16 protein-coding genes are annotated in these 21036 nt (G+C 67.0%); 6 read left to right on the top strand and 10 right to left on the bottom strand.

Annotated elements, in window-relative coordinates; all coding sequences use genetic code 11:
• The first annotated feature begins 250 nt into the window (after positions 1–250).
• Entirely contained in the window at positions 251–1078 is an 828-nt protein-coding gene (locus tag A9973_RS13175; protein ID WP_183014213.1) for an aldo/keto reductase, read from the top strand.
• A gap of 66 nt (positions 1079–1144) precedes the next feature.
• Here the strand turns inward: A9973_RS13175 and A9973_RS13170 are convergent, their stop codons facing one another.
• Positions 1145–1342, bottom strand: a complete 198-nt coding sequence (locus tag A9973_RS13170) for a hypothetical protein (protein WP_183014212.1) — start codon at positions 1340–1342, stop codon at positions 1145–1147.
• Positions 1339–2514 carry a PepSY domain-containing protein gene (locus tag A9973_RS13165; RefSeq protein ID WP_183014211.1) on the bottom strand — a complete coding sequence of 392 codons (1176 nt, stop codon included), beginning with the start codon at positions 2512–2514 and terminating at the stop codon, positions 1339–1341. The genes A9973_RS13170 and A9973_RS13165 overlap by 4 nt, the downstream gene beginning before the upstream one ends.
• Positions 2515–2759: 245 nt before the next feature.
• Here A9973_RS13165 and A9973_RS13160 point away from each other — a divergent pair, with 245 nt between their 5' ends.
• Positions 2760–3473 (top strand): metallophosphoesterase, encoded by a 714-nt coding sequence (locus A9973_RS13160; RefSeq protein ID WP_183014210.1) that lies wholly within the window; start codon positions 2760–2762, stop codon positions 3471–3473.
• Positions 3474–3549: 76 nt separating this feature from the next.
• On the opposite strand, the gene A9973_RS13155 is transcribed toward A9973_RS13160, so the two are convergent.
• Both A9973_RS13155 and A9973_RS13150 read right to left on the bottom strand, forming a co-directional pair.
• A complete protein-coding gene (locus A9973_RS13155) occupies positions 3550–6156 on the bottom strand; it encodes a penicillin-binding protein 1A (protein ID WP_183014209.1) in 2607 nt (868 codons plus the stop codon).
• Between the two features lie 224 nt (positions 6157–6380).
• On the bottom strand, positions 6381–7199 hold the full coding sequence (locus A9973_RS13150; protein WP_183014208.1) for a helix-turn-helix domain-containing protein: 819 nt from the start codon (positions 7197–7199) through the stop codon (positions 6381–6383).
• Positions 7200–7364: 165 nt separating this feature from the next.
• Between A9973_RS13150 and A9973_RS13145 the strand changes: the two genes are divergently transcribed.
• Positions 7365–8639, top strand: a complete 1275-nt coding sequence (locus tag A9973_RS13145; protein ID WP_183014207.1) for an MFS transporter — start codon at positions 7365–7367, stop codon at positions 8637–8639.
• A 13-nt stretch (positions 8640–8652) separates the two neighbouring features.
• Here A9973_RS13145 and pgaD read toward each other — a convergent pair whose 3' ends face one another.
• Genes pgaD through pgaA form a run of 4 tightly spaced genes read right to left on the bottom strand, consistent with a single transcriptional unit; the run spans position 8653 to position 14960 of the window.
• Positions 8653–9099: a poly-beta-1,6-N-acetyl-D-glucosamine biosynthesis protein PgaD gene (gene pgaD, locus A9973_RS13140; RefSeq protein ID WP_183014206.1), complete on the bottom strand. Its 447-nt coding sequence runs from the start codon at positions 9097–9099 to the stop codon at positions 8653–8655.
• Positions 9096–10433 (bottom strand): poly-beta-1,6-N-acetyl-D-glucosamine synthase, encoded by a 1338-nt coding sequence (gene pgaC, locus A9973_RS13135; protein WP_183014205.1) that lies wholly within the window; start codon positions 10431–10433, stop codon positions 9096–9098. Before pgaC ends, pgaD begins: the two co-directional genes overlap by 4 nt.
• Positions 10430–12466, bottom strand: a complete 2037-nt coding sequence (gene pgaB, locus A9973_RS13130; RefSeq protein WP_183014204.1) for a poly-beta-1,6-N-acetyl-D-glucosamine N-deacetylase PgaB — start codon at positions 12464–12466, stop codon at positions 10430–10432. Before pgaB ends, pgaC begins: the two co-directional genes overlap by 4 nt.
• A gap of 22 nt (positions 12467–12488) precedes the next feature.
• Positions 12489–14960, bottom strand: a complete 2472-nt coding sequence (pgaA, locus tag A9973_RS13125; RefSeq protein ID WP_183014203.1) for a poly-beta-1,6 N-acetyl-D-glucosamine export porin PgaA — start codon at positions 14958–14960, stop codon at positions 12489–12491.
• A 555-nt stretch (positions 14961–15515) separates the two neighbouring features.
• On the opposite strand from pgaA, the gene A9973_RS13120 reads away from it, so the two are divergent.
• A complete protein-coding gene (locus A9973_RS13120) occupies positions 15516–16742 on the top strand; it encodes a GGDEF domain-containing protein (RefSeq protein ID WP_183014202.1) in 1227 nt (408 codons plus the stop codon).
• A gap of 77 nt (positions 16743–16819) precedes the next feature.
• Here A9973_RS13120 and A9973_RS13115 read toward each other — a convergent pair whose 3' ends face one another.
• Positions 16820–18727, bottom strand: a complete 1908-nt coding sequence (locus tag A9973_RS13115; protein WP_370539487.1) for a prolyl oligopeptidase family serine peptidase — start codon at positions 18725–18727, stop codon at positions 16820–16822.
• A gap of 220 nt (positions 18728–18947) precedes the next feature.
• On the opposite strand from A9973_RS13115, the gene A9973_RS13110 reads away from it, so the two are divergent.
• Positions 18948–19403 carry a BPTD_2524 family lipoprotein gene (locus A9973_RS13110; protein WP_183014200.1) on the top strand — a complete coding sequence of 152 codons (456 nt, stop codon included), beginning with the start codon at positions 18948–18950 and terminating at the stop codon, positions 19401–19403.
• 24 nt (positions 19404–19427) lie between these two features.
• Here the strand turns inward: A9973_RS13110 and A9973_RS13105 are convergent, their stop codons facing one another.
• Positions 19428–19844, bottom strand: a complete 417-nt coding sequence (locus A9973_RS13105; protein ID WP_183014199.1) for a PaaI family thioesterase — start codon at positions 19842–19844, stop codon at positions 19428–19430.
• A gap of 105 nt (positions 19845–19949) precedes the next feature.
• On the opposite strand from A9973_RS13105, the gene dinB reads away from it, so the two are divergent.
• A complete protein-coding gene (gene dinB / locus A9973_RS13100; protein ID WP_183014198.1) occupies positions 19950–21032 on the top strand; it encodes a DNA polymerase IV in 1083 nt (360 codons plus the stop codon).
• Positions 21033–21036: the final 4 nt, after the last annotated feature.

The following is a 21036-nucleotide window of genomic DNA, read 5'->3' as shown; positions in this document are numbered from 1 at the left end:
GGGCTGGCCAGGGGGAGGGAGGGCGTGTGACGGCCATTATCGGGCACGGGCGCTATTATTTGGCTGATAACCCCTGGTGCAGACGGACCATTGCCGGGGGAGGTGTATCCGGTATTGCGATGCGGGCGCGGCTCGGCAAGCCCGCTCCTTTTTCTCTTCAATCCTGGGGTAAGCCGGGCTGTGCCCAGGATTGCGCGACATGGCGCGTATTCGCCGCGCCGGTGTCGCGGTGCAAGCTTCGGAGGGTCTTATGGCGAAAGTACCCGCAGTGAAATTGAACGACGGCAACAACATCCCGCAACTGGGGCTGGGCGTCTGGCAGGTGCCGGACGACCAGGCCGCGTCCAGCGTCAAGGAGGCGCTGGCGGCCGGTTACCGCTCGGTGGACACCGCGGCCATCTATGGCAACGAGGCAGGGGTGGGCACGGGGTTGCGGGCAGCCGGCGTGGCGCGCAAGGACCTGTTCGTGACCACCAAGCTCTGGAACGACCGGCACGGCTACGACGACGCCCACAAGGCGATGGACGAGAGCCTGGAGAAGCTGGGCCTGGCGTATGTGGACCTGTACCTGATTCATTGGCCGGTGGCGGGCAGCACGAAGTTCCTGGACGCCTGGCGCGCCATGGTCGAGATGAAGGAAGATGGCCGCGCCCGTTCGATCGGCGTATCCAATTTCACGCAGGCCAATCTTGAACAGTTGATGGCGTCGTCCAACGTGGCGCCGGCCGTGAATCAGATCGAGCTGCATCCCGGCTTCGCCCAGCGCGAGCTGCGGGCCTTTCATGCCAAGCACGGGATTGCGACGGAGTCCTGGAGCCCGCTGGCTCAGGGAGCCATCACCAAGGAAAAGGCCATCCTGGAGCTGGCGAAAAAGCACGGCAAGTCGGCGGCGCAGGTGACGCTGCGGTGGCATTTGCAGAGCGGCCTGATCGTGATCCCGAAATCGGTCACGCCCGCCCGCATCCGCGAGAACATCGACGTTTTCGACTTTGAACTGTCGCAAGACGAGATGGCCGCGATCGACGGCATCAAGGAAGGCGCGCGCCTGGGGCCGGACCCGGAGCGCTTCGGCAAGTAAGGCGGAAAGCGCGCAAGCCGGCGGGGGCGGGGCGATGGGGTCCCGCAACCCCTCGGGTTCGCGCGGCTACTGCTTCAGCGGGAAGCACCAGTAGCGCACGATGACGACGAGCAGAACGGTCAGCGTGATCCAGGACGCCCAGTGCCAGCCGCCGGTGCCGAGCAGCGCGGCCAGCAGGCCGAACACGCTCAGCGCGCCCAGCACGATCGGCACGCCCCAGACAAACATGAAGCCGCGGCCCCCTTTGCTTTTACGGGCGGTCATGCGGGTGTCCTTTGCGGGGTGGCGGCGGCCTGGTGTTTTTTCACGAGTTCGTTGATGCGTGCTTCGGTGGCGCGGCGGCGCGCCACCCACAGGTAAAGGCCGCTGACGAGGACCACGATGGTGATCAGGTCCAGCAGGGCCCAGATGATCTTCAGGGGCAGGCCGGCGTAATCGCCGAAGTGCAGCGGGCGGGACACTTCAAGCGCCGTCAGGTACCAGGGCATCTTGGCCACGGTCGTCAGCGCGCCGGTCTTGCCGTCCACCATCACCGGCGTGTTCAGCTTGGAGGTCAGGGGCGTCGCGCCGCGCATCCAGGCGATGTAGTGGTGCGGGCTGCCGAAGGCGTTGCCGGGGAAGGCGATGAACGACACTTCGTTGCCGGGCAGGGCCTTTTTCGCGGTGTCGGCGGCCAGTTGGGCCGATGCCAGTTCCGTCGGCACGGTCTGGCCCTTGTAGGGTTCCAGGATGCGGACCAGTTCGGTCGATTGCCAGAGGCGGAACAGCGGCGTGGACAATTCGTTGATGACGCCCGTCACGCCCACCACGAACGCCCAGACCAGCGTGACGATGCCCAGCAGGTTGTGCAGGTCGAGCCACTTCAGGCGGGTGGACCGCGCGGCGCGCACCGTGCCGAACTCCAGTTTTTTCATGAAGGGGCCGTAAAGCACGACGCCTGACACGATGGCCACGCAGAACAGCAACCCCATGAAGCCCAGGAACAGTTCGCCGGGCAACCCCGCGAACAGGTCCACGTGCAGCGCCAGCATGATGCCCATGAAGGAGAACTTGTCCTGCGTGTAGGGCGGGCCGTCGAGCAGCACGTCGCCGGTACGGCCGTCCATGCGCACGGCATGCCCGGATGCCTGGCCGTCACCCGGTTTCTTGGCCATGCCCACCCAGACCTGGGGCTCGTCCGGGTCGAAGAACAGGTAGTCGATCACTTCGCCCGGATACATGGACTTGGCGCTTTCGACGAGCTTGTCCAGGTTTGCGGGGGGCGTGTTGGCCGGGACGTCGGATAGCGGTTTGGCATCATCCAGCCAGTGTTCGATTTCGTGGTGGAACACCAGCGGCAAACCGGTAAGACAGATGGTGAGCAGGAAGATGGTGCAGACGAGACTGGTCCATTTATGGATCCAGTACCAGGTCTTGACGGTGGAGGCGGCGGTCATGGAGACGGCAGGAGGCGGCCTGCGCGGCCCCCTTTCAGGTAACAGTTGGGAAAGTCGGAACATTATCACGAACAATACCGATTCTCATAACGCAATATTTTGACCCCGATGACGAGGGGGCCGGAAGGGCGTCCCGCCGGAAAGCGGGTTAAAAAGAGGGGTCGGATTTTCAACAGGCAAGCACCGTCACGGCCGAGCGAAAGGGACGGATAACTTCCTCCCACGGCCGGTGGCGCCGGATCATCATGGAGCAGCGATTTCTGAAAATCCCGCGCAACGAACGCGGCCGCGATTTTGCGGTGGGCGACGTGCACGGGCACTTTTCCCGTCTACAGGAAAGCCTGGACCGCCTGGGTTTCGACCCGGCGCGCGACCGGCTGTTTTCCGTGGGCGACCTGGTGGACCGGGGGCCGGAAAGCGAGGCCGCGCTGGAATGGCTGGCCCAGCCCTGGTTCCATGCGGTGCAGGGCAACCATGAAGACTACGCGATTCGCCACGTCCGCACGGGGCAGGTGGACGTGATGAACTGGCGCGGTTACGGCGGGGGCTGGTTCCTGGACTTGCCGGCCGACCGGCAGAAGGTCTTTGCCGAAGCCTTTGCGCAACTGCCCATCGCCATCGAGGTCGAGACGTCAGGCGGCGCGGTGGGCCTGCTGCATGCGGATTGCCCGGTGCTGTTCTGGCCACGGCTGGAATCCGCGTTGCAAGACCGCTACAAGCGAACCAGCGCGACGTGCCAGTGGTCGCGCGAACGCATGCGGCAAATGGACAGGACGTCCGTCAAGGGCGTCCGGGCGGTCGTGGCGGGGCATACGCCGGTGGCGGCGCCCTTGTTGCTGGGCAACGTCTATCACATCGACACCGAAGGCTGGCGGGCGGGGTACTTCACGTTCCTGGACCTGGAATCGCTGCTGGCGTGGCCGCGAGAGGTGGTCACCGAACTGGTCACCGAGGAATAGGCCGCTGGCCGTCATTGGCCGGTGCAATGGAAAAGGGCGCCTTGAAGGCGCCCTTTGCGTCTGCGGACGGCTCGCGTCAGAGCGGCCGGGCCATGACCGGGGCCGACGTGGTGACCGCGCTGGCGCTGACGCCGTTGCCGTCCAGGTTGACCGCGGGTGCCCCGGCCGCAGGCCGGCCCGCCGCAGGCGCGTTGTCCGCGCGGGGAGCCGGAATCGGCATCAGGGGAGCCTGGATCGGGCTGTTCGGGTTCGGCGGCTGCAGGGCGGCGCCGGGGGCCGGCAGCGGCTTGACCGAGGTGTCGACGCCGTCGGTGGAGCGGTTGTTGTTCAGGAAGTCGGTCAGCGCGTCGCCCGAGGACAAGTCCAGCGAGGCCACGGCCTGGCCCGGCGGGAATTCCGAGAAGTAGTACTCGCCGTTTTCGACCAGCAGCCCGTCGGGGCGCGGGGCCTGCTTGGCGTCCGGCACGCCCTTGAGGACCGGCTGCATGTAGTCCAGCCACGTCGACAGGGCCAGGCCGCTGCCGAACTCGTTCGTGCCCAGCGATTTCGGCTGGTCGAAGCCCATCCAGACGGTCGTGGCCAAAGCGGGCGTGAACCCCGAGAACCAGACGTCCACGGCCTCGTTGGTGGTGCCGGTCTTGCCGCCGACGTCGTTGCGCTTGAGCACCTGGTGCGCGCGCGCCGCGGTGCCGCTGGTGGCGACGCCGCGCAGGATGTCGTCCATGACCCAGGCGGTGCGCGGGTCGATGGCGCGCGCCGCTTCGTCGCCGGCGCGGACGGGTTGCGCCTGCATCAGCACCTTGCCCGAACGGTCGGTCACGTGGTCCACCAGATAGGGGGTGACGCGATAGCCGCCGTTGGCGAAGACGCTGTAGCCGTTGACCACTTGCAAGGGCGTGGCGCCGCCCGCGCCCAGCGCCAGCGGCAGCACCGCCGGCCAGCGCGACTTGTCGAAGCCGAAGCGGGTCAGGTAGTCCTGCGCGTACTGCGGCGAGATGGCCTGCAGGATGCGGATGGACACCATGTTCTTGGAACGGTACAGGCCCTGGCGCAGGGTCAGCATGGGCTCGTACTTGTTGCCGTCGTTCTTGGGCTGCCAATCCTTCGAGCCCGTCTGGGCCGCGGTCAGCATGAACGGCTGGTCCGAGATCTGCGTGGCGGGCGTGAAGCCGCGCTCCAGCGCCGCCGCGTAGACGAACGGCTTGATGTTGGAGCCGGGCTGGCGCCAGGCCTGCGTCACCCGGTTGAAGGTGCCGCGGTTGTAGTCGAAGCCGCCGATCATGGCGCGGATGGCGCCGTCTTCGGGCACCATGGACACCAGCGCCGCCTGCAGCGCCGGCATGTTGATGATTTCCCAGCTGTCCGTGTCCTTGTCGCCGGTCTTGTGGATGTAGACCACCGAGCCGCGGCGGATGCGCTGGCTGTCGCTGGCCTTCGGGTTCAGGGCGCGGGCCACGACGGCCAGCGCCTTCTTGTCCGAGATGGTGATGATGTCGCGTCCGCTGCGGGCCAGCTTCACTTCCGTGGGGCTGGCCGACAGCACGACGGCGGCCAACAGGTCTTCGCTGTCGGGCGCCTTGTCCTGCACGCCGTCCAGGACCTCGTCCAGCGCCTGCGGGTCGCTTTCCACGCCGTCGGGCAGGTCAAGCTGGTCTTCCGGGCCGGGATAGACGGCGCGGCGTGTGTAGTCCAGAACGCCGTCGCGCACGGCGCGGTAGGCGGCTTCCTGGGCCTTGGAATCGATTGTGGTGTAGACGTCGATGCCCTTGGAATAGGTCTCTTCCTGGAACACGCCATACATCAGTTGGCGCGCCAGTTCGGCCGGGTAGTCGCCATGCACGGCGAAGCCGCGCGCGCTGGTGCCGTCCGCGCCGCGGATCGTCAGGTGCTGCTTCAAGGCCTCGTCGGCCTGCTCGGGCGTCAGGTAGCCCAGCGTCTTCATGCGGCCCAGCACATAGTGCTGGCGGATTTCAGCGCGCGGGAAGTTGGTGATGGGGTTGAAGCGCGACGGGGCCTTGGGGATGCCGGCCAGCATGGCGGCCTCGGCCGGGGTCACTTCCGACAGCGGCTTGCCCAGATAGGTGCGCGACGCGGCGGCGAAGCCGTAGGCGCGGTGGCCCAGGTAGATCTGGTTCATGTAGAGCTCAAGGATCTGGTCCTTGCTGAGCTCGTTTTCGATCTTGAAGGTCAGCAGCAGTTCGTAGAACTTGCGCGAATAGGTCTTTTCCGACGACAGATAGAAATTGCGCGCCACCTGCATGGTGATCGTGCTGCCGCCCTGCGATTTCGAGCCCTTGACGACGTTGGTCAGCACCGCGCGCGCGACGCCCATCCAGTCGACGCCGCCGTGGCTGTAGAAGCGGTCGTCCTCGGCCGCCAGCACCGCCTGGCGCATCACGGCCGGGATCTCGTCGAAGCGCAGCACGTTGCGGTGTTCTTCGCCGTATTCGCCGATAAGCACCTTGTCGGCCGTGTAGATGCGCAGCGGCACCCGCGGACGGTAGTCCGTCATGGCGTGCAGGTCGGGCAGGCTGGGCCAGGCCAGCGCCAGGGCGAGGCCCAGCAGAACGGCCCCGCACACGCCGGCGCCGGCCGCGGCGATGCCCGCTTTGACCAGGATTCGTTTCCAGGGAAGGCCCGATTTGCCGCCCGGGGTGGCGGAGGATTGCTGGGGGGTGCTCATTGCAGGCGATTCTAGGGCAGAACGCTATAGACCGGCCATGGCGCAATAAGGTTTCAGTAACCAAACTTGGCCGGCGCGGCGGGGGGCGTGTGCCACGTAAATATAGGGACGGGGTCTAGCATACGCGGGGCGCGGCTTTCGCGCGCGTGCGCATGGGAATGCGCTGTGAAATGTATTGCGCGCCGTGACAAACAGCAAGGCCGGTTGCACGCTTTTGTCGGAATTCAGCGTCGGTTCAGCGCGTCGACGTCTTGCAGGTACCGTTGCGGCGGCGCGCCGAGCGCGCGGTGGAACATGGCGCTGAACGCGCTGGGGCTGCGGTAGCCCAGGTCGGCTGCGATCCGCGCCACCGGCACGCCCAGCGACAGGCGGCATACCGCGTCCGCCAGCCGCACCTGCTGCACCCACTGGCGGTAGTTCAGGCCCAGCTCGGCTTGGAACAGCCGGATCAGGGTGCGGGCGCTGGCGCCGACGTCGCTGCCCCAGTCTTCAATGCCGCGCTGCAGCCCCGGCTGGTCCAGGATGGCCATGCAGATCGTTTGCAGGCGGCGGTCGCGCGGCCACGGGATCTGGATGGGCACCACGCGGGCGGCGGCCAGTTCGGAGAGGATCAGCGCGGCGACCTGCTCTTCGCGGCCGCCCAGCGGGTAATCGGCGGGCGCCGCCGTCAGCGCCAGGATCAATTCGCGCAGCAGGCCGCTGACTTCGACCACCAGGCATTGCGGCCAATAGTCCGCCGCGGCGTCGGCCTGGATGTAGAGCGACCGCATGGACACCGCGCCCACCATGTCCACCCCGTGCGGCACGCCCGCCGGCACCCATAGCGCGCGCAGCGGCGGCAGCGCCCAGAAACCGCTGGGCGTGGTGACGCGCATGACGCCGTCGACGGCATAGATCAGTTGGGCGCGGGGGTGGGAGTGCGCGCCGGTCTGGGCACCCGCCGGGAATTCCTTGGCCATGGCCGTGACTGCGCGCGGCAAGTGCTGATAGTCCTGGGCATTGATGCTGCGTCCCGGGTCGGGCAAGGGGGGGCGGGTAGGCATGATGTCACTTCCGACAAAAGGATGAGGCGGGTCCTGAAAGCGTCGTAGCCGTATTTTGTCACTTCCGCGACGAAAATTGGCAGATCTCAGCCCTGCGGGATTCCTACACTGTCTGCTGGTCCCCGGCGTAGAGCCGGGCAGCCCGATCCCTTTTGCGTGCGCACCATGAATCCCGCCCAGAATCCCGTCGCTGGCGTCACGGACGCTTCCATCCCCGCTTCCATCCCCGCTTCCTCCGCGCCGGCGGCATCGGACCCGTCCACGGCGTTCAAAGTGCTGGGCGCCATCAGTGTGGCGCACTTGATGAACGACATGATCCAGTCGATCCTGTTGGCCATCTATCCGATGCTGAAAGACTCGTTCAGCCTGTCGTTCGCGCAGATCGGGATGATCACGCTGGTCTACCAATTGGCCGCTTCGCTGCTGCAGCCGTTCATCGGCTTCTACACCGATCGTCATCCCAAGCCGTATTCCTTGCCCGTGGGCATGGGGTTCACGCTTGCGGGCCTGCTGCTGCTGTCCGTGGCGCCTTCATTCGGGTGGTTGCTGGTGGCGGCCGTGCTGGTGGGCACGGGATCGTCGGTGTTCCATCCGGAGTCGTCGCGGGTGGCGCGCATGGCCTCGGGCGGGCGACACGGCCTGGCGCAATCGCTTTTCCAGGTGGGCGGCAACGTGGGGTCGGCGTTGGGGCCGCTGCTGGCGGCGCTTTTCATCATTCCGCACGGGCAGCGCAGCGTGGCGTGGTTTTCGCTGGCGGCGCTGTTCGGCATTGTGGTGCTGACAGGCATCGGCCGCTGGTACAGCGCCAACCGCGTCCGGCTCAAGCCGCGCGCGCGGCGCGAGGGCGCCGGCAACGGGCTGTCGCGCAACCAGGTGCTGGGCGCGTTGACGGTGCTGGGCGTGCTGGTGTTCTCCAAGTACTTCTACCTGGCCAGCCTGAACAGCTATTTCACCTTCTACCTGATCGGCAAGTTCGGCTTGTCGGTGCGCGAGGCGCAGCTGTACCTGTTCCTGTTCCTGGCCGCCGTGGCGGTGGGCACGGTGGTGGGCGGGCCCATCGGCGACCGCGTCGGCCGCAAGATCGTGATCTGGGCGTCCATTCTGGGCGTGGCGCCGTTCACGTTGATGCTGCCCTACGCGAACCTGTTCTGGACCGGCGCGCTGGTCGTCGTGATCGGCATGGTGCTGGCGTCGGCGTTTTCCGCCATCGTGGTGTATGCGCAGGAATTGGTGCCGGGCAAGGTGGGCATGATCGCGGGCCTGTTCTTCGGTTTCGCGTTCGGCATGGGTGGCGTGGGCGCCGCGGCGTTGGGCAAGCTGGCGGACGCGACCAGCCTGGACTACGTGTACCAGGTGTGCGCGTATCTGCCGCTGCTGGGGGGGGTGGCGATCCTGCTGCCGAACGTGGAGAGGGCCCGGGCCGGCAGCGCCCGGGCGTGAACGGACGCGGTCGTCAGCCCGCTTGCACCGAACGCAGGCGGGGTTCGTTCTTGTCGATCTGCAGGATCTCTCCGTCGGGGCCGTGGTGGATGACGGCGACCCGGGTTGCACGCAGCGCCGCAAGCTGGCCGGGCGTGACGGCGAAGCTCATGGCCAGCCGGTGGTCCGACAGCGGCCGGATGGGTTTGCGGCGGTCCTTGCCGCCGAAGCGCCGGTGGTTGTAGACGGCCCAGCCCACCAGCACGGCGGCGTTGGCCAGCGCCAGCAGCCCATACCCCCAGAGCGTGCGCACCGTGGGCAGGAAGACGGGCCACAGGGCCACGTCGGGGCCGCCTGCCGCGGCGCGCAGGATGGCGACGATGCCCGACCCGAACAGATAGACGAAGGCGAACCAGCCGACCGCGGTCAGCAGCAGGTCGACGAGGTAGCCCGCGCGCGAGCGTTGCGTGGTGATGATCATGATGCGTCCGGTGATTTGATGCCCCGGTCCGGGCTGGTCCAGCGCGCGCGCCGGGCTTGCTTGCGGAGCATGACTTTGGGAAAGCTGACCAGCGTGGTGAGCAGGCTGACCATCCAGTAGGCCAGCGGATACCAGATGACCCAGTACAGCGCGCGGGTCAGGCCGGGTTCATAGCGGCGGTCGATCAGGATGCTGACGGCGAACTGCAGCAGGCACACCATCGCCAGCATCATGCCGGTGAAGGCGGGCGGCATCAGGCTGGCGATCTGCATGTGGTTGGGCAGGGCGACGAACTGGCTGATCACCCACAGCAGCACCGAAATCGCGAACGCGAACGCCCAGGCGGTGGACAGGCAGAATTCCGCCACCAGCGGCCACAGCCGGCGATGGCGCCAGCTCCAGATCGAACGCAGGTTCTTCAGGAAGACCTCCGCGCCGCCCTGGGCCCAGCGCAGGCGCTGTTTCCACAGTCCGCGCAGCGTTTCCGGCATCAGGATCCAGCACAGCCCGCGCGGTTCGTAGAAGATCGACCAGTGGTCGCGTTGCAGCTTCCAGCTGATGTCGATGTCTTCGGTGATCATGTCCAGGCTCCAGTAACCCACGCGGTCCAGCGCCGCGCGGCGGAACGCGGCGACCACGCCGGACACGGTGAACACCTGGCCGTAGACGCGTTGCGTGCGCTTGATCAAACCGATGATCGACGAGAACTCGCCCACCTGGATGCGGCCGATCAGCGTGGAGCGCGTGCGGATGCGCGGATTGCCGGTGACGGCGCCCACGCGCGGGTTGTCGATCAGCGGCGCCACCAGGTACGCGGCGGCATCCGGGTCCAGCACCGCGTCGCCGTCGATGCAGACCAGGTATTCGCTGCGCGCGGCCAGCGCGCCCATGCGCAACGCCATCGCCTTGCCCTGGTTCTGGGCCAGGTGCACGACGCGCAGTTTCGGTTGCGATGCCGCCAGCCGGTCCAGCATGGCGGCGGTGCCGTCGCTGGAACCGTCATTGATGGCGATGACCTCGATGTGCGGATAGTTCTGGCTCAGCGCGGCCAGCAGTGTTTCTTCGCCGTTGGCGGCCTCGTTGAAGCAGGGCACCAGGATGGACACCAGCGGATCGCCTGCAAGCAAAGGCGGCTGGCGGTCCTTGCCCCAGGCCCAGTGCCGCTCCCAATGCCACCAGAAGTAGATGCCGCCGGCCATCCACATGCCGGACATGAAGAGGGGGTAGAAGAAGACGAAGCCCAGCAGCGCTTCGCCGGTCAGCATCAAGGTGAAGCCGAACGGCGCGCCGAGCACTGCGCAAAGGATTATCAGGGCGAGCAGACGGTCGATCATCGGATGGGGTACCACGCTTCGGAGATGGCGGGCCGGATGCCTTGCAACCGGGGCTGGTCTTGCGAGAAGTCGTCGGGGTAGTAGCCGAAACTGAGCGCGCCGCGCCTTTGCAGGCGCTGCATCCAGCCGGCCAGCACGGCGGTGTCCACCGGCGCGCCCTCGGGCTGGCCGGGCCCTGCGCGCCAGTCGCGGCTTTGCAGTTCGAACACGGTCTTGCCCAGCGCGCCCGGGCGGCGCGCGACGGCGTCGACGATCGAATCCAGCCAGGCGTTCTCCTGGCCCTTGGGCACGTTCTCCATCAACGGCATCGCCATGGGGGCGGTCCAGTCGTAGGCGCCCAGGAAGTCGTCCAGGTTCTGCGCGAACCAGGTCTCGGATTCCGGATTCAGGACGGGTTGCGCATAGATGTTGCGCGCCGTCTTGATCTGCGGCCCGCGCACCGCACGCACGCGCTGCGCGAGTTGGGCGGTGAAGTCCACCAGGGCGCGGCTCTTGAACCTCGTCCAGCGCTGCAGGGTGTCCGGGTCTGCGCGCAGTTCGGCCACGCTGCCGGGCAGGCCGGCCGCGCGGTAGGCGGCAAGCGCTGCGGGGCTGGCGTCTTCGAAGTCGGACAGCAGGGCGTCGTCGTGGAACAGCACGCCGTCGAACATCGCGTAGCGCGCCAGGTCCTCGTACAGGTCGCCGATGCGCGCGCGAACCGTGGCGTCGAAGGGCGACAGGCGGCGGTACTGTTCCGGGTCGGGCTGCGCCGCGCCTTCGGCCGCCGGATCCCAGCGGATGACGCGCGGCAGCGACGGGTCCAGGTCATAGGCCAGCACCGGCATCCAGGCGTAGACCATCACGTTGGCGCGGTTGTGCAATTGCCAGGCCGCGCGGTTGAACAGGTCGGCGCGCATGGGCAGCCAGCGGTTGGGGAAGTACACCGATTTCACCAGGCCGTCGCCTTCCGGATCCGCATAGGCTTGCAGGAAAACGGTGTTGATCTGCATGTCCAGGATGCGCTGCACCAGTTCGCCCAGGTTGCGGTCGGTCTGCGCGGGATCCGGGTCGTAGACGTAGTCCAGGTCGACGTGGGCGACCCGCATGAACGGGTTCACTTCCATGCCGATGACGCTGTTGGCGAAGGGTTTCAGCGCGGGGTCGCTGGACAGCAGCAGCCGGGGGGTGGACATCAGGCGGCCCAGCCGGCCGGCGCCGTCTTCCAGCGTCAAGGCCAACTGATAGCCGTGTTCGCCCGCGATGCGCAACGTCGATCCGCCTTCCGCGCCATACGGCCAGACCCAGACGCGGGGTGCGCGGCCGGTCGCGTGGCGGATCTTTTCAGTGATGGCGGCCACGTCGCGGCCCATGCGGGCGTTGAACTCGGCTTCGGTTTCATACTGGCGCGTCTGCGCGTTGTAGGCGCGGATGGCCGCGGCCGGTTCAGTATTGCCCTGGGGGTTGGCCAGCGCGCCGTAGTGCGACGCGTTGGTGTGCGCGGCGATCTCGACCAGGCCGGATTGCGAGATCTCGCGGATCTCGTCCCAATTCAAGAAGCGTTGGCGTGCTTCGGGGCTGCCGCCGAAGTCCACCGGCTGGCCGGCCGGCGTATCCATCCAGGCGCCGACGGGGGCCAGCAGGGCGGGCCAGCCGTAAGCTTTCAGGATGGGCAGCACCCGGGTGTAGAAGCTGCGGTAGCCGTCGTCGAACGACAACAGCACGGCACGCTCGGGCAGCGGCATGCCGCCTTGGCGCGCGGCCAGGATCTGGTCGACGGACACGGCCTGGTAGCCGTTGGCGCGCAGCCAGGCCAACTGGTCGACCAGCCGGTCAGTGCGGACGCTTAGGAAACCCTGGTCGGGATCGTCGTCTTCGACATCGTGATAGGCCAGCGCCAGGAACTGGTCCGGCTTCCAGGGCTGTTCCGCGGAGGCCACGGGGCGCTTGGCCGGCGGCGCGTAGACGGGAATGTCTTTGGCGCAGGCGGTCAGGGCCAGCATGGCCAGCAGCAGCAAGCCTGCCAGGATCAAGCGGGTAGGGGTGTTTAGGGGCATGACGGGTTCCGGGTCCGGCGGTTCAGAAGCGGTAGGCAAGGTCGAACACGATGCGCAGTTCGCGTTCGCGCACGCCGTCGTAGGGCCGGCTGATGCCGGTGACCATGGCGCCCATGTCCAGCACGTCGTTGGCGCGGTAGCGCTGGCCGTATCCCAGCGCGATGACGCCGCCGGTTCCGTAGCCCTGCTGGCTGTAGGCGCCGGCGCCCAGCGTGCCGATCTGTTCCCACGCGGTTTCATAGCGACGGTAGAGCGTGTGCGTCAGGCGCACGCCGGGCACCGCCATGAAGTCGGCGCTGGGGTTGAAGTAGGGCGCGTCGTCGCGCGAGTTCCGCTGGGACGACAGGTCCAGCTCCAGGTCGGCCTTCAGGTGGGGGGCGGTGTAGACGCGTTCGCGGCCGTTCAGGCCCAGCTCCCATCGCTGGTTGCCGTCGCTGAACCGGGACGGCGCCACGGCCAGCGTCCATTCGCGCCGTTCATTGGCGCGCCAGCGCACGTACCCCGCCAGGCGGTTGGACGAGATGTCGTTGGTCAAGGCGCGCAGCGGCGTGTCGCGCGACATGATTTCGCCCGACCCGCCGATTTGCCAGTGGTCGTCCAGGTCGTAGGCGGCCGACAGGCGCACCCCGGGCTTCACGCCATGGCCGTAATCGTGGGTCGAGACTTCGCCTTCGACGGTCAGGTCGCGGCCGCGCCATTGCACGCCCGTGCGCAGCCAGCGGTAGTCGCCGCGGCCTTCTTCGAAGTCGCCGGTGGCATAGCCGCCGCCGCCGAACACGCGCCAGTTGTAGTCGATGGGCGACGAATAGAGCACGGCGTCGATGCCGAAGTCGCCGTTGCCGTTGACGGGGCTGTCCGAGGCCAGGCCGCGGTAGCCGCTGATGCGCAGTTCGGCCTTGTTGTGGACCTCCCATTCGCGCGCCAGGCGGCGGCTGGTCAGGTTTTCCGGCGCGCGCGCCAGGGTGTCCGCGGACAACGCTTCCACCTGCCGCCATTCCTGCAGGTCGAGCGCGGTGAAGCCTTGGCCGTTTTCCACGCCCAGGCTGCGCGGCGCCTGGGTTTCGGCCATCTTCAGTTCGGCCTCCGAGGCGCGCGGCAGCGAACGTGCGCGGTAGACGCCCGCCAGGTCGGTGCGCAGGCCGGAATTGTTGGGCGCGTTGGCGACCATGTCTTCCAGGCGCTGCTGCGCGGCGACGGTGTCGTCGGCCTGCAGCCGGGCGGCCGCAAGCGTCTGGCTGCTTTCCAGGTTCAGGTCGTTGGGCATGCGGGACGCCTGGCCCTTGTAGTAAAGCCAGGGGGCGTAGCCCGACTGCACGGCTTCGGTGATGGCGCCGGTCTCGTCGTACTGTTCGCCTTCGGCCAGCGCGTAGTAGCGCCCGGTCTGATTGGCCAGACGCTGCTCGGGGTCGTCGCGGTCGAAGGCGTCGGCGGCGGCGACCTGCCGGTAGAGGTCGCGGGCGCGTTCGGGCTGGCGCAGGTACAGGTAGGCCGACGCCACGTCGTTCAAGGCGTAGCGCGGCACGCTGACGCCTTCGGCGACAAGCGTTTCGTATTCCTGCGTCAGGTCGGCCATGCGCGCGCGGGCATGCAGCGCGTGCAGGCGGTCGATGCGGGCCCGGATCACATCGTCGCGGGCCGCGTCGCCCAATTCCCGCCAGGCGGGAAGCAGCGCGTCATAACGGGCCAGCGCGCGATCGGCGATTACGAAGCGTTCAGCTTCGCTGCGGGTCGGCATCGACGCCAGCCGCACTTGCTGGGCCAGCGCGTCGATTTCGAAGCCGCGCATCTGCGCGGCGGTGAACAGACTGGAGTGGCGTTGCGCGCGTTCCAGCGCCGCGTCGGCCATGCGTGCGCGCTGCAGCGCGTAGATGTACTCGCGCTGCACGGCGGGGGATTCGGGCGCGAGGCCCTGCGCAAGATCCGCCTGGTGCAGGGCTTCGAAGGGCTGGCCCTGGCGGGCGTGGACATAGCCCATCGCCAGCCGCGCGTCGGGGTTGCCGGGCTGGCGCTCCACCCATTTCCGGCCGGCGGCCTGGGCGGCGTCGAACTGGCCGGCGTCCGCCAGGGTCATGATGTCGCCGGCGGTGAACGCGGGTTGCCCCGGATGGCGGCGCATGCCTTCGCGGTAGCTGGCCAGGGCTTCCTGCCAGCGCCGCTCGTCGCGATAGGCGCGCGCCACCGCCAGTTGCACGTCGGCGGGCAGGGCGGCGCCGGGCGGCAGCGATTCATAGGCCGCGATGGCCTCGGCGGGTTTGCCGGCCCAGCCGGCGATGATGATGTGATCGTGGACGGCGCGCGCGCCGGCGGCGGGGCCTTGCTGGCGCAGCAGGACAAGCGCAGGCTCGTAGTCGCCGGCGCGGGCCCGGATGATCAACGCGTCGTAATCGTCCGTCGGTCCCGCAAGGGCCAGCACAGGCGCCAGGGCCGTGCAGGCGGCCAGACGGCGCAATGTCTTTCGGGCAACACGGGGTTGCTTGGGGCCTCTATTTTGCATCTGTTGTACTTCCGCAGTTGCGACTAGGGATGTTCATGGCTCCGCCGCCCCGCGGGCTCGCTGGCGGTTGAACCGGCAGCGCCTCGAGCGGCGCGCAAGGCGCCCTCGGAAGGGGGAATGAACATGTGGTTTGGACTGCGCGGCGCCCGCTACGGGGACCTTCGCACGCGCGCTGAGGCGGTGCATGGCTAGTACGCGCCACGCCCGTGGGGCGTGGTCGGGGAACTTCTTGCGTTTCCCGCGACAGGGGGGACTTTAGGGGTTTTCCGCAAATCCAACTGTCAATTACTGCAAAGGGTGATCCCGGCGCGTTGCCCTTGGCGTATTCTTCGTCGCATACCGTGCAATCGTCCTGGCGCGGGTGGTAAAGGTTCTGGACAAATCGCATTCGCCTCGCGTCGGCCATTGGCCGTCTTGCGTGCTGTGCGCCTATTTGTCCTTCTGGTAACAAAAAGCATCAAAAATGCTGACGTGTAACGCGTTTCCACTTACGAACCCAGTGCAACGGCAATTCCAAGCGACGGCAAGCGCCCTGCGGCGCAAGCCGGTAAAACGATGACGACTTCCTTGTTCTTCCTGATGTGGGGGCTGGCGACGGCGTTGGCGTTGCCGCTGCTGCTGCCGTTCCAGGCGCGCGGCGTGGGCGGCGTCCCGGCGTTCATTGCGGCGAACGCGCTGGCCGTGCTGTCCCTGCTGTCCTACGCGTCGGCCGATTTCATCGCCCCGGGCGTTTATGTGATGGTGTCCAACGCCGCATGGGTGTGCGCGGTGGGACTGGTCTATGTGGGCCTGCGCCAGTTCTTCGGCCTGCGTCCGCACATCGCGCGCACGGTGGGCATCAGTGCTGCCTGTCTGCTGGCGTTTGCCCTGATGCTCTATGGCGAGGACAACATGAGCGGGCGCATGGTGTTGTTTTCCGCGTACACCTGCGTGTACATGGCGATGGCGGGCCGCGTGATCTTCCTGCAGCGCAAGCAGATCCAGACGCGTGGCGTCACGCTCTACCTGATGCTGGCGACCTTCGGCCTGGCCGCCCTGCATGCGGTGCGCATCGTGGTCTTCTGGGCGGGCCTGGAGCAACCCGTTTCCCCCCTGCATCCGTCGGCCTGGGGGCTGTTCTTCATCGTGTGCGGATCGGCCACGGTGCCGGCGCTGTTCCTGGCTTTGCTGCTGCTGATCCAGACCAGCCTGTCGGAACAGATGCAGGCGGCGCTGACGTTCGACAGCCTGACTCGCGCGTACTCCCGGCGCAGCATCCTGGACGAACTGGAACACGAATTGCAGCGCTGCAGCCGCATGGGCGGCCAGTTGGCGGTGCTGGTGCTGGACATCGACCATTTCAAGTCCATCAACGACCGCTTTGGCCACGCGGCCGGGGACACGGCGCTGCGGCACTACGCGCACGTGGTGCAGAATGCCGTGCGCGGTTCGGACCGTTTCGGCAGGCTGGGCGGCGAAGAATTCGTGCTGCTGATGTACGACTGTGATCCGGCGCGGGCATTGATCCATGCGCAGCGGGTCTGCGACGCCTTGCGGGACACGCCGCTGTACCTGCAGGGGGGCGAAGTGCAGATGACCACCAGCGGGGGCCTGGCTTCCTACCAGCCGGGCGACAGCGCCGACGTGATCCTGGCGCGTGCGGACGTGGCGTTGTACCGCGCCAAGGAGCAGGGGCGGGACCGCGTGGAAATGGCGTTTTCCGGCCGTGGCGCGGGCCGCACGCAGGTGGGCGGCATGGCGGGCGGCGCGCCTTTGGCCGCCCAGGAGGCCTCGGGGGACTAGCGTCCCCGCGAGACGCCTCCTTGCGGGGGCGGGCCTTATGGGCCTTGGATGAGCCTTAGACGGGCTTTAGACGGGCCTCAGGGCTTGAGGTGTTCCGTCAGGAACTTCTCCATGGCTTCGTAGAACTCGAACTTGTTCTCGTCGTTGTGAAAGCCGTGGCCTTCGTTGTCCTTGACCATGTATTCCACTTCGATGCCGCGGGCCCTCAGTGCCTTGACCATCTGGTCGCTTTCATCCTTGTTCACGCGGGGGTCTTTGGCGCCCTGCGCGATGAACAGCGGCGTCTTGATCTTGTCCGCGTGCAACGCCGGCGAGGTGGCCGCCAGGCGGTCGTGGTCGCGCTCCGGATGCCCCACCATGTCCTGCATCTTGTCCAGCATGGGTTTCCAGTACGGCGGAATGGACTTCATGAACGTGAACAGGTTCGACACGCCCACATAGTCCACTGCGGCGGCATAGAGGTCGGGCGTGTACGTCACGCCGGCCAACGTGGCGTAGCCGCCATAGCTGGCGCCGTAGATGCCGATGCGCTTGGGGTCGGCGATGCCTTCCTTGATCAGCCATTGGACGCCGTCGGTGATGTCGTCCTGCATTTTCAGGCCCCATTGCCCGAAGCTGGCTTCCCAGAACGCGCGGCCATAGCCGGTGGAGCCGCGGAAGTTCATCTGCAGTACGCAGAAGCCGCGGTTGGCCAGGAACTGCGTTTCAGGGTTGTAGCCCCAGCCGTCGCGCGCCCACGGGCCGCCATGCGGGTTCACGATGCAAGGCAGGTTCTTGGGATCGCGGCCGGCGGGCAGCGTCAGGTAGCCATGGATGGTCAGGCCGTCGCGGCTTTGGTAGCTGATCGGGCGCACGTGCGACATGTCCGCTTCCGGAATGGCCGGGTTGATGTCGGCCAGCTTGGTCAGCGTGTCGGTGGTGGCGTCGTAGATGTAGCGCGAGCCGGGGGTGCGGTCGTTGTAGGCGGCGACGATGAATTTGTTCTCGTCGCGGTTGGAGCCCTGCAGCGCGATCTCGTAGCCCGCCAGCTTTGCCGACAGCGTCTTGAACAACGCTTCGGACTGGGCGTCGAAGAACTTGTACTGCGGCTTGTCGGTCTGGTAGGCGGCCAAGGTTAGCACGCGGCGCTTGCGCGAGTAGCCCGCGCCGTCCAGGTCGACGGTGTCCGGCGTGAAGACTTCTTCTTCGGCGTCGGGCGTGGCCGGATCGATGACGACCAGCGACAGCTTGTCGCGGCCGCGGTTGCTCAGCGCGTAGATCTTCTTGTCGTCGAAAGTGAAGAAGGACGGGCTGACGCTGGTGCGGTAGTCGGTCGTGATCAGCGGCCGGAATTCCGAGGCTTCGTCGTCGCGGTAAAGCAGGGTGGTGTTCAGGCCGTCGCTGGTGACGGCGGCGCGCACCTTGCCCGCGTGGTCTGTCTGCCAGCCGACGATGTTGCCGGGGTTCTGCGCCACCAGCACGGCGGCGCCGGTGTGGACGTTGACGCGGTAGACGTCGAAGACTTCGGGGTTGCGCTGATTGTGGCTGATCAGGACGTGGTCGGGATCGTCTTCCAGGTCGTCCTCGATGCTGGCGCGGGCGCCTTCATACGGGGTCAGGTCGGTGATCTTGCCGGTCTTGGCGTTGACGGCGAGCACGTGGTAGTTCTCGTCGCCGCCGAAGTCCTTCTGGTAGAGCACGACGTCGCCGCCCTTCCAGAAGTAGTTGCTGATGTCGCGGGCGGTCTCGCTGGTCAGCTGCCGGGGTTCGCCCACCAGCTTGCTGCCTTCCAGCGGCTGCACATAGATGTTCATGCGGGCCGGATTGCCGTCCACGCTGGTGGGTTGCATGAAGGCCAGCGTCTGGCCGTCTTCGGCCAGGCGGAAGAAGCCGCGTTCCGGATTGCGGAAGAAATCTTTCAGGGGATAGGCGCGAGGGGGCGGCGGCGTGGCGCATCCGCCCAGGGTGGCGCCGACGATGCTGGCGGCGAGAACGGTGCGCGTCATGAATGAAAACAAGGGGAGACCTCCGTGATTTCAATGCCTTACGTGAATGCAATACGTGAATGCAATACGTGATCGGCATTGGCGGACTGCGGCGCGTGCCGGCGCCGGGCGCCGGCGGCTCGTCGATAATGCCATAGTCGCGTGGGCGGTGTCGAACCGGCCCCACTTATGCCGCCGGACGGTTTGCGGGATAATCGCGGCAATTCATCTGGAGAATTACATGTACAGGAATCTGGTCGCGGCATCGGCGCTGGCGCTGGGCCTGGCGGGCTGCTCGCTGGGCATTTCGCAGGACAGCGCGTCGCCGCACAGCGAGTTCAAGGCGCCGGTCGCCTTCAAGGATGCCTACGCCGCGGTGATCCGGCAGTCGAACAACTGCCTGCGCAGCACGGACAACGCCTACCGCGTGATCCCCGAACTGAACGAAGGCGCGCAGTCGGCGGTAGTGCGCGTGCTGGCGCCGTATACCGACAACGAGATGTCGCGCGTCGACCTGAAGGCCGCCGGCGAGAAGAGCACCGACGTGCGTATCGTGATGTGGGGCAAGGGCACCTGGGACGCCGCGGCGATGCGCGCGATGCAGGACGCGATCTACTACAGCATCACGTCGTGCAGCACCTACATGCCGCTGGATCCGCGGCCGGCGGTCAAGCCGTCGCGCGACCTGCCCAAGTAGGACGGCCGCGCCGGCACGCCAGGGTCAATCGCCGCCAGGACGGCGGCGGATGATCTTGAAGGTGGCGGTGGCGCGCGCCACCAGTTCGCCGTCGGCGCGCCGGATGTCGCCTTCACAGAAGGCGATGGACGCGCCACGGCGCAGGCAGCGCGCTTCGATGACCAGATCGCCCGTGCCTGGCGACAGGAACGTGGTGTTCATGTCGATGGTGGCCATGCCTTCTGTGGCGTCGGCCGAGCCGCGGGCGGCGGCGCTGAGGGTGAAGTCCAGCACGCTCATCAGCGTGCCGCCATGGACATCGCCGCGGCTGTTGGTCAGGTCCTGGCGCCAGGGCAGCGTGGTGCGGGCATAGGCCGGCGCGACGCTTTCGGGCACCAGGCCGATGAAAGACATGAAAGGTATCGTCAGGCCGAAGTAATCGGTTTGGGCAGGTGCGGTCATGGATCGGTTGTGGGCGGAATGGAAAACGGAATCAGCCGGTCATAATATATTTTTTTGCAGTGGCCGCCAGCACATCGCCGGGCCGGCCGCATCGTCCCGAGCGGAATGTCTGAACTTACGCGCAAGATCGTGCATGTGGACATGGATGCGTTCTACGCGTCCGTGGAGCAGCGCGACAACCCTGACCTGCGTGGCAAACCGGTGGTCGTCGCCTGGACCGGCCCGCGTTCGGTCGTGTGCGCCGCTTCTTACGAGGCCCGGCGATTCGGCATCCATTCGGCCATGTCCGCCACCCGCGCGGAACGGCTCTGTCCGCAAGCCATCTATGTGCCGCCGGACTTCAACCGCTATCGCGAGGTCTCGCGTCAGATCCGCCAGATATTTGCCCGCCATACCGACCTGATCGAACCACTGTCGCTGGACGAGGCCTATCTGGACGTCACGATCAACAAGTGCGGATTGCCGTCGGCGACCGAAGTGGCGCAGGTCATCCGGCACCAGATCCGCGAAGAGACCGGGCTGACCGCGTCGGCGGGCATCGCGCCCAACAAATTCCTGGCCAAGATCGCGTCCGATTGGAACAAGCCCGACGGCCAGTTCGTGGTCCGGCCGGGCAAGGTGCTGGCGTTTTTGGAACCCTTGCCGGTGCGCAAGGTGCCCGGGGTGGGCAAAGTGACGCAGGCGCGGCTGGAGCAATTGGGCATCCACACGGTGGGCGATCTGGCCACGCATAGCGCCGAAGAGCTGGAACACTACTTCGGCCGCTACGGCAGGCGCTTGTACGAGCTGGCGCGCGGCATCGACGAGCGCGAAGTGCAGACCGACCAGCCCTTGCAGCAGGTGTCTGCGGAAACGACTTTCTCGGAAGACATCCGGCTGGATGCCCTGGGCGACGCCATCGACCGCATGGCCGACCGCGTGTGGGATCAGGCGCTGAAGAAGGGGGCGCTGGGGCGGACGGTGGTGCTCAAGCTGAAGACCGACCGTTTCCGCATCCTGACGCGCAGCCAGACCAGCCCGAATCCGCCGGCATCGGCGGCCGAGCTGGCCGCCGTGGCCAGGCTGCTGTGCGAACGGGTGGAATTGCCGCCGGAAACGCTGTACCGGCTGGCCGGGGTGGGGATGAGCAATTTTGCCGATCCCGCCGAGCAGTCGCGCCAGCCGGATCTGTTCGGCGGCGCGTTCTGACTGC

It is taken from the genome of Achromobacter sp. UMC46 (assembly GCF_014170335.1).
Classification (GTDB): domain Bacteria; phylum Pseudomonadota; class Gammaproteobacteria; order Burkholderiales; family Burkholderiaceae_B; genus Achromobacter.
Note: the sequence above shows the minus strand (reverse complement) of the source record. Positions and strands in the feature narration are given on the sequence as shown.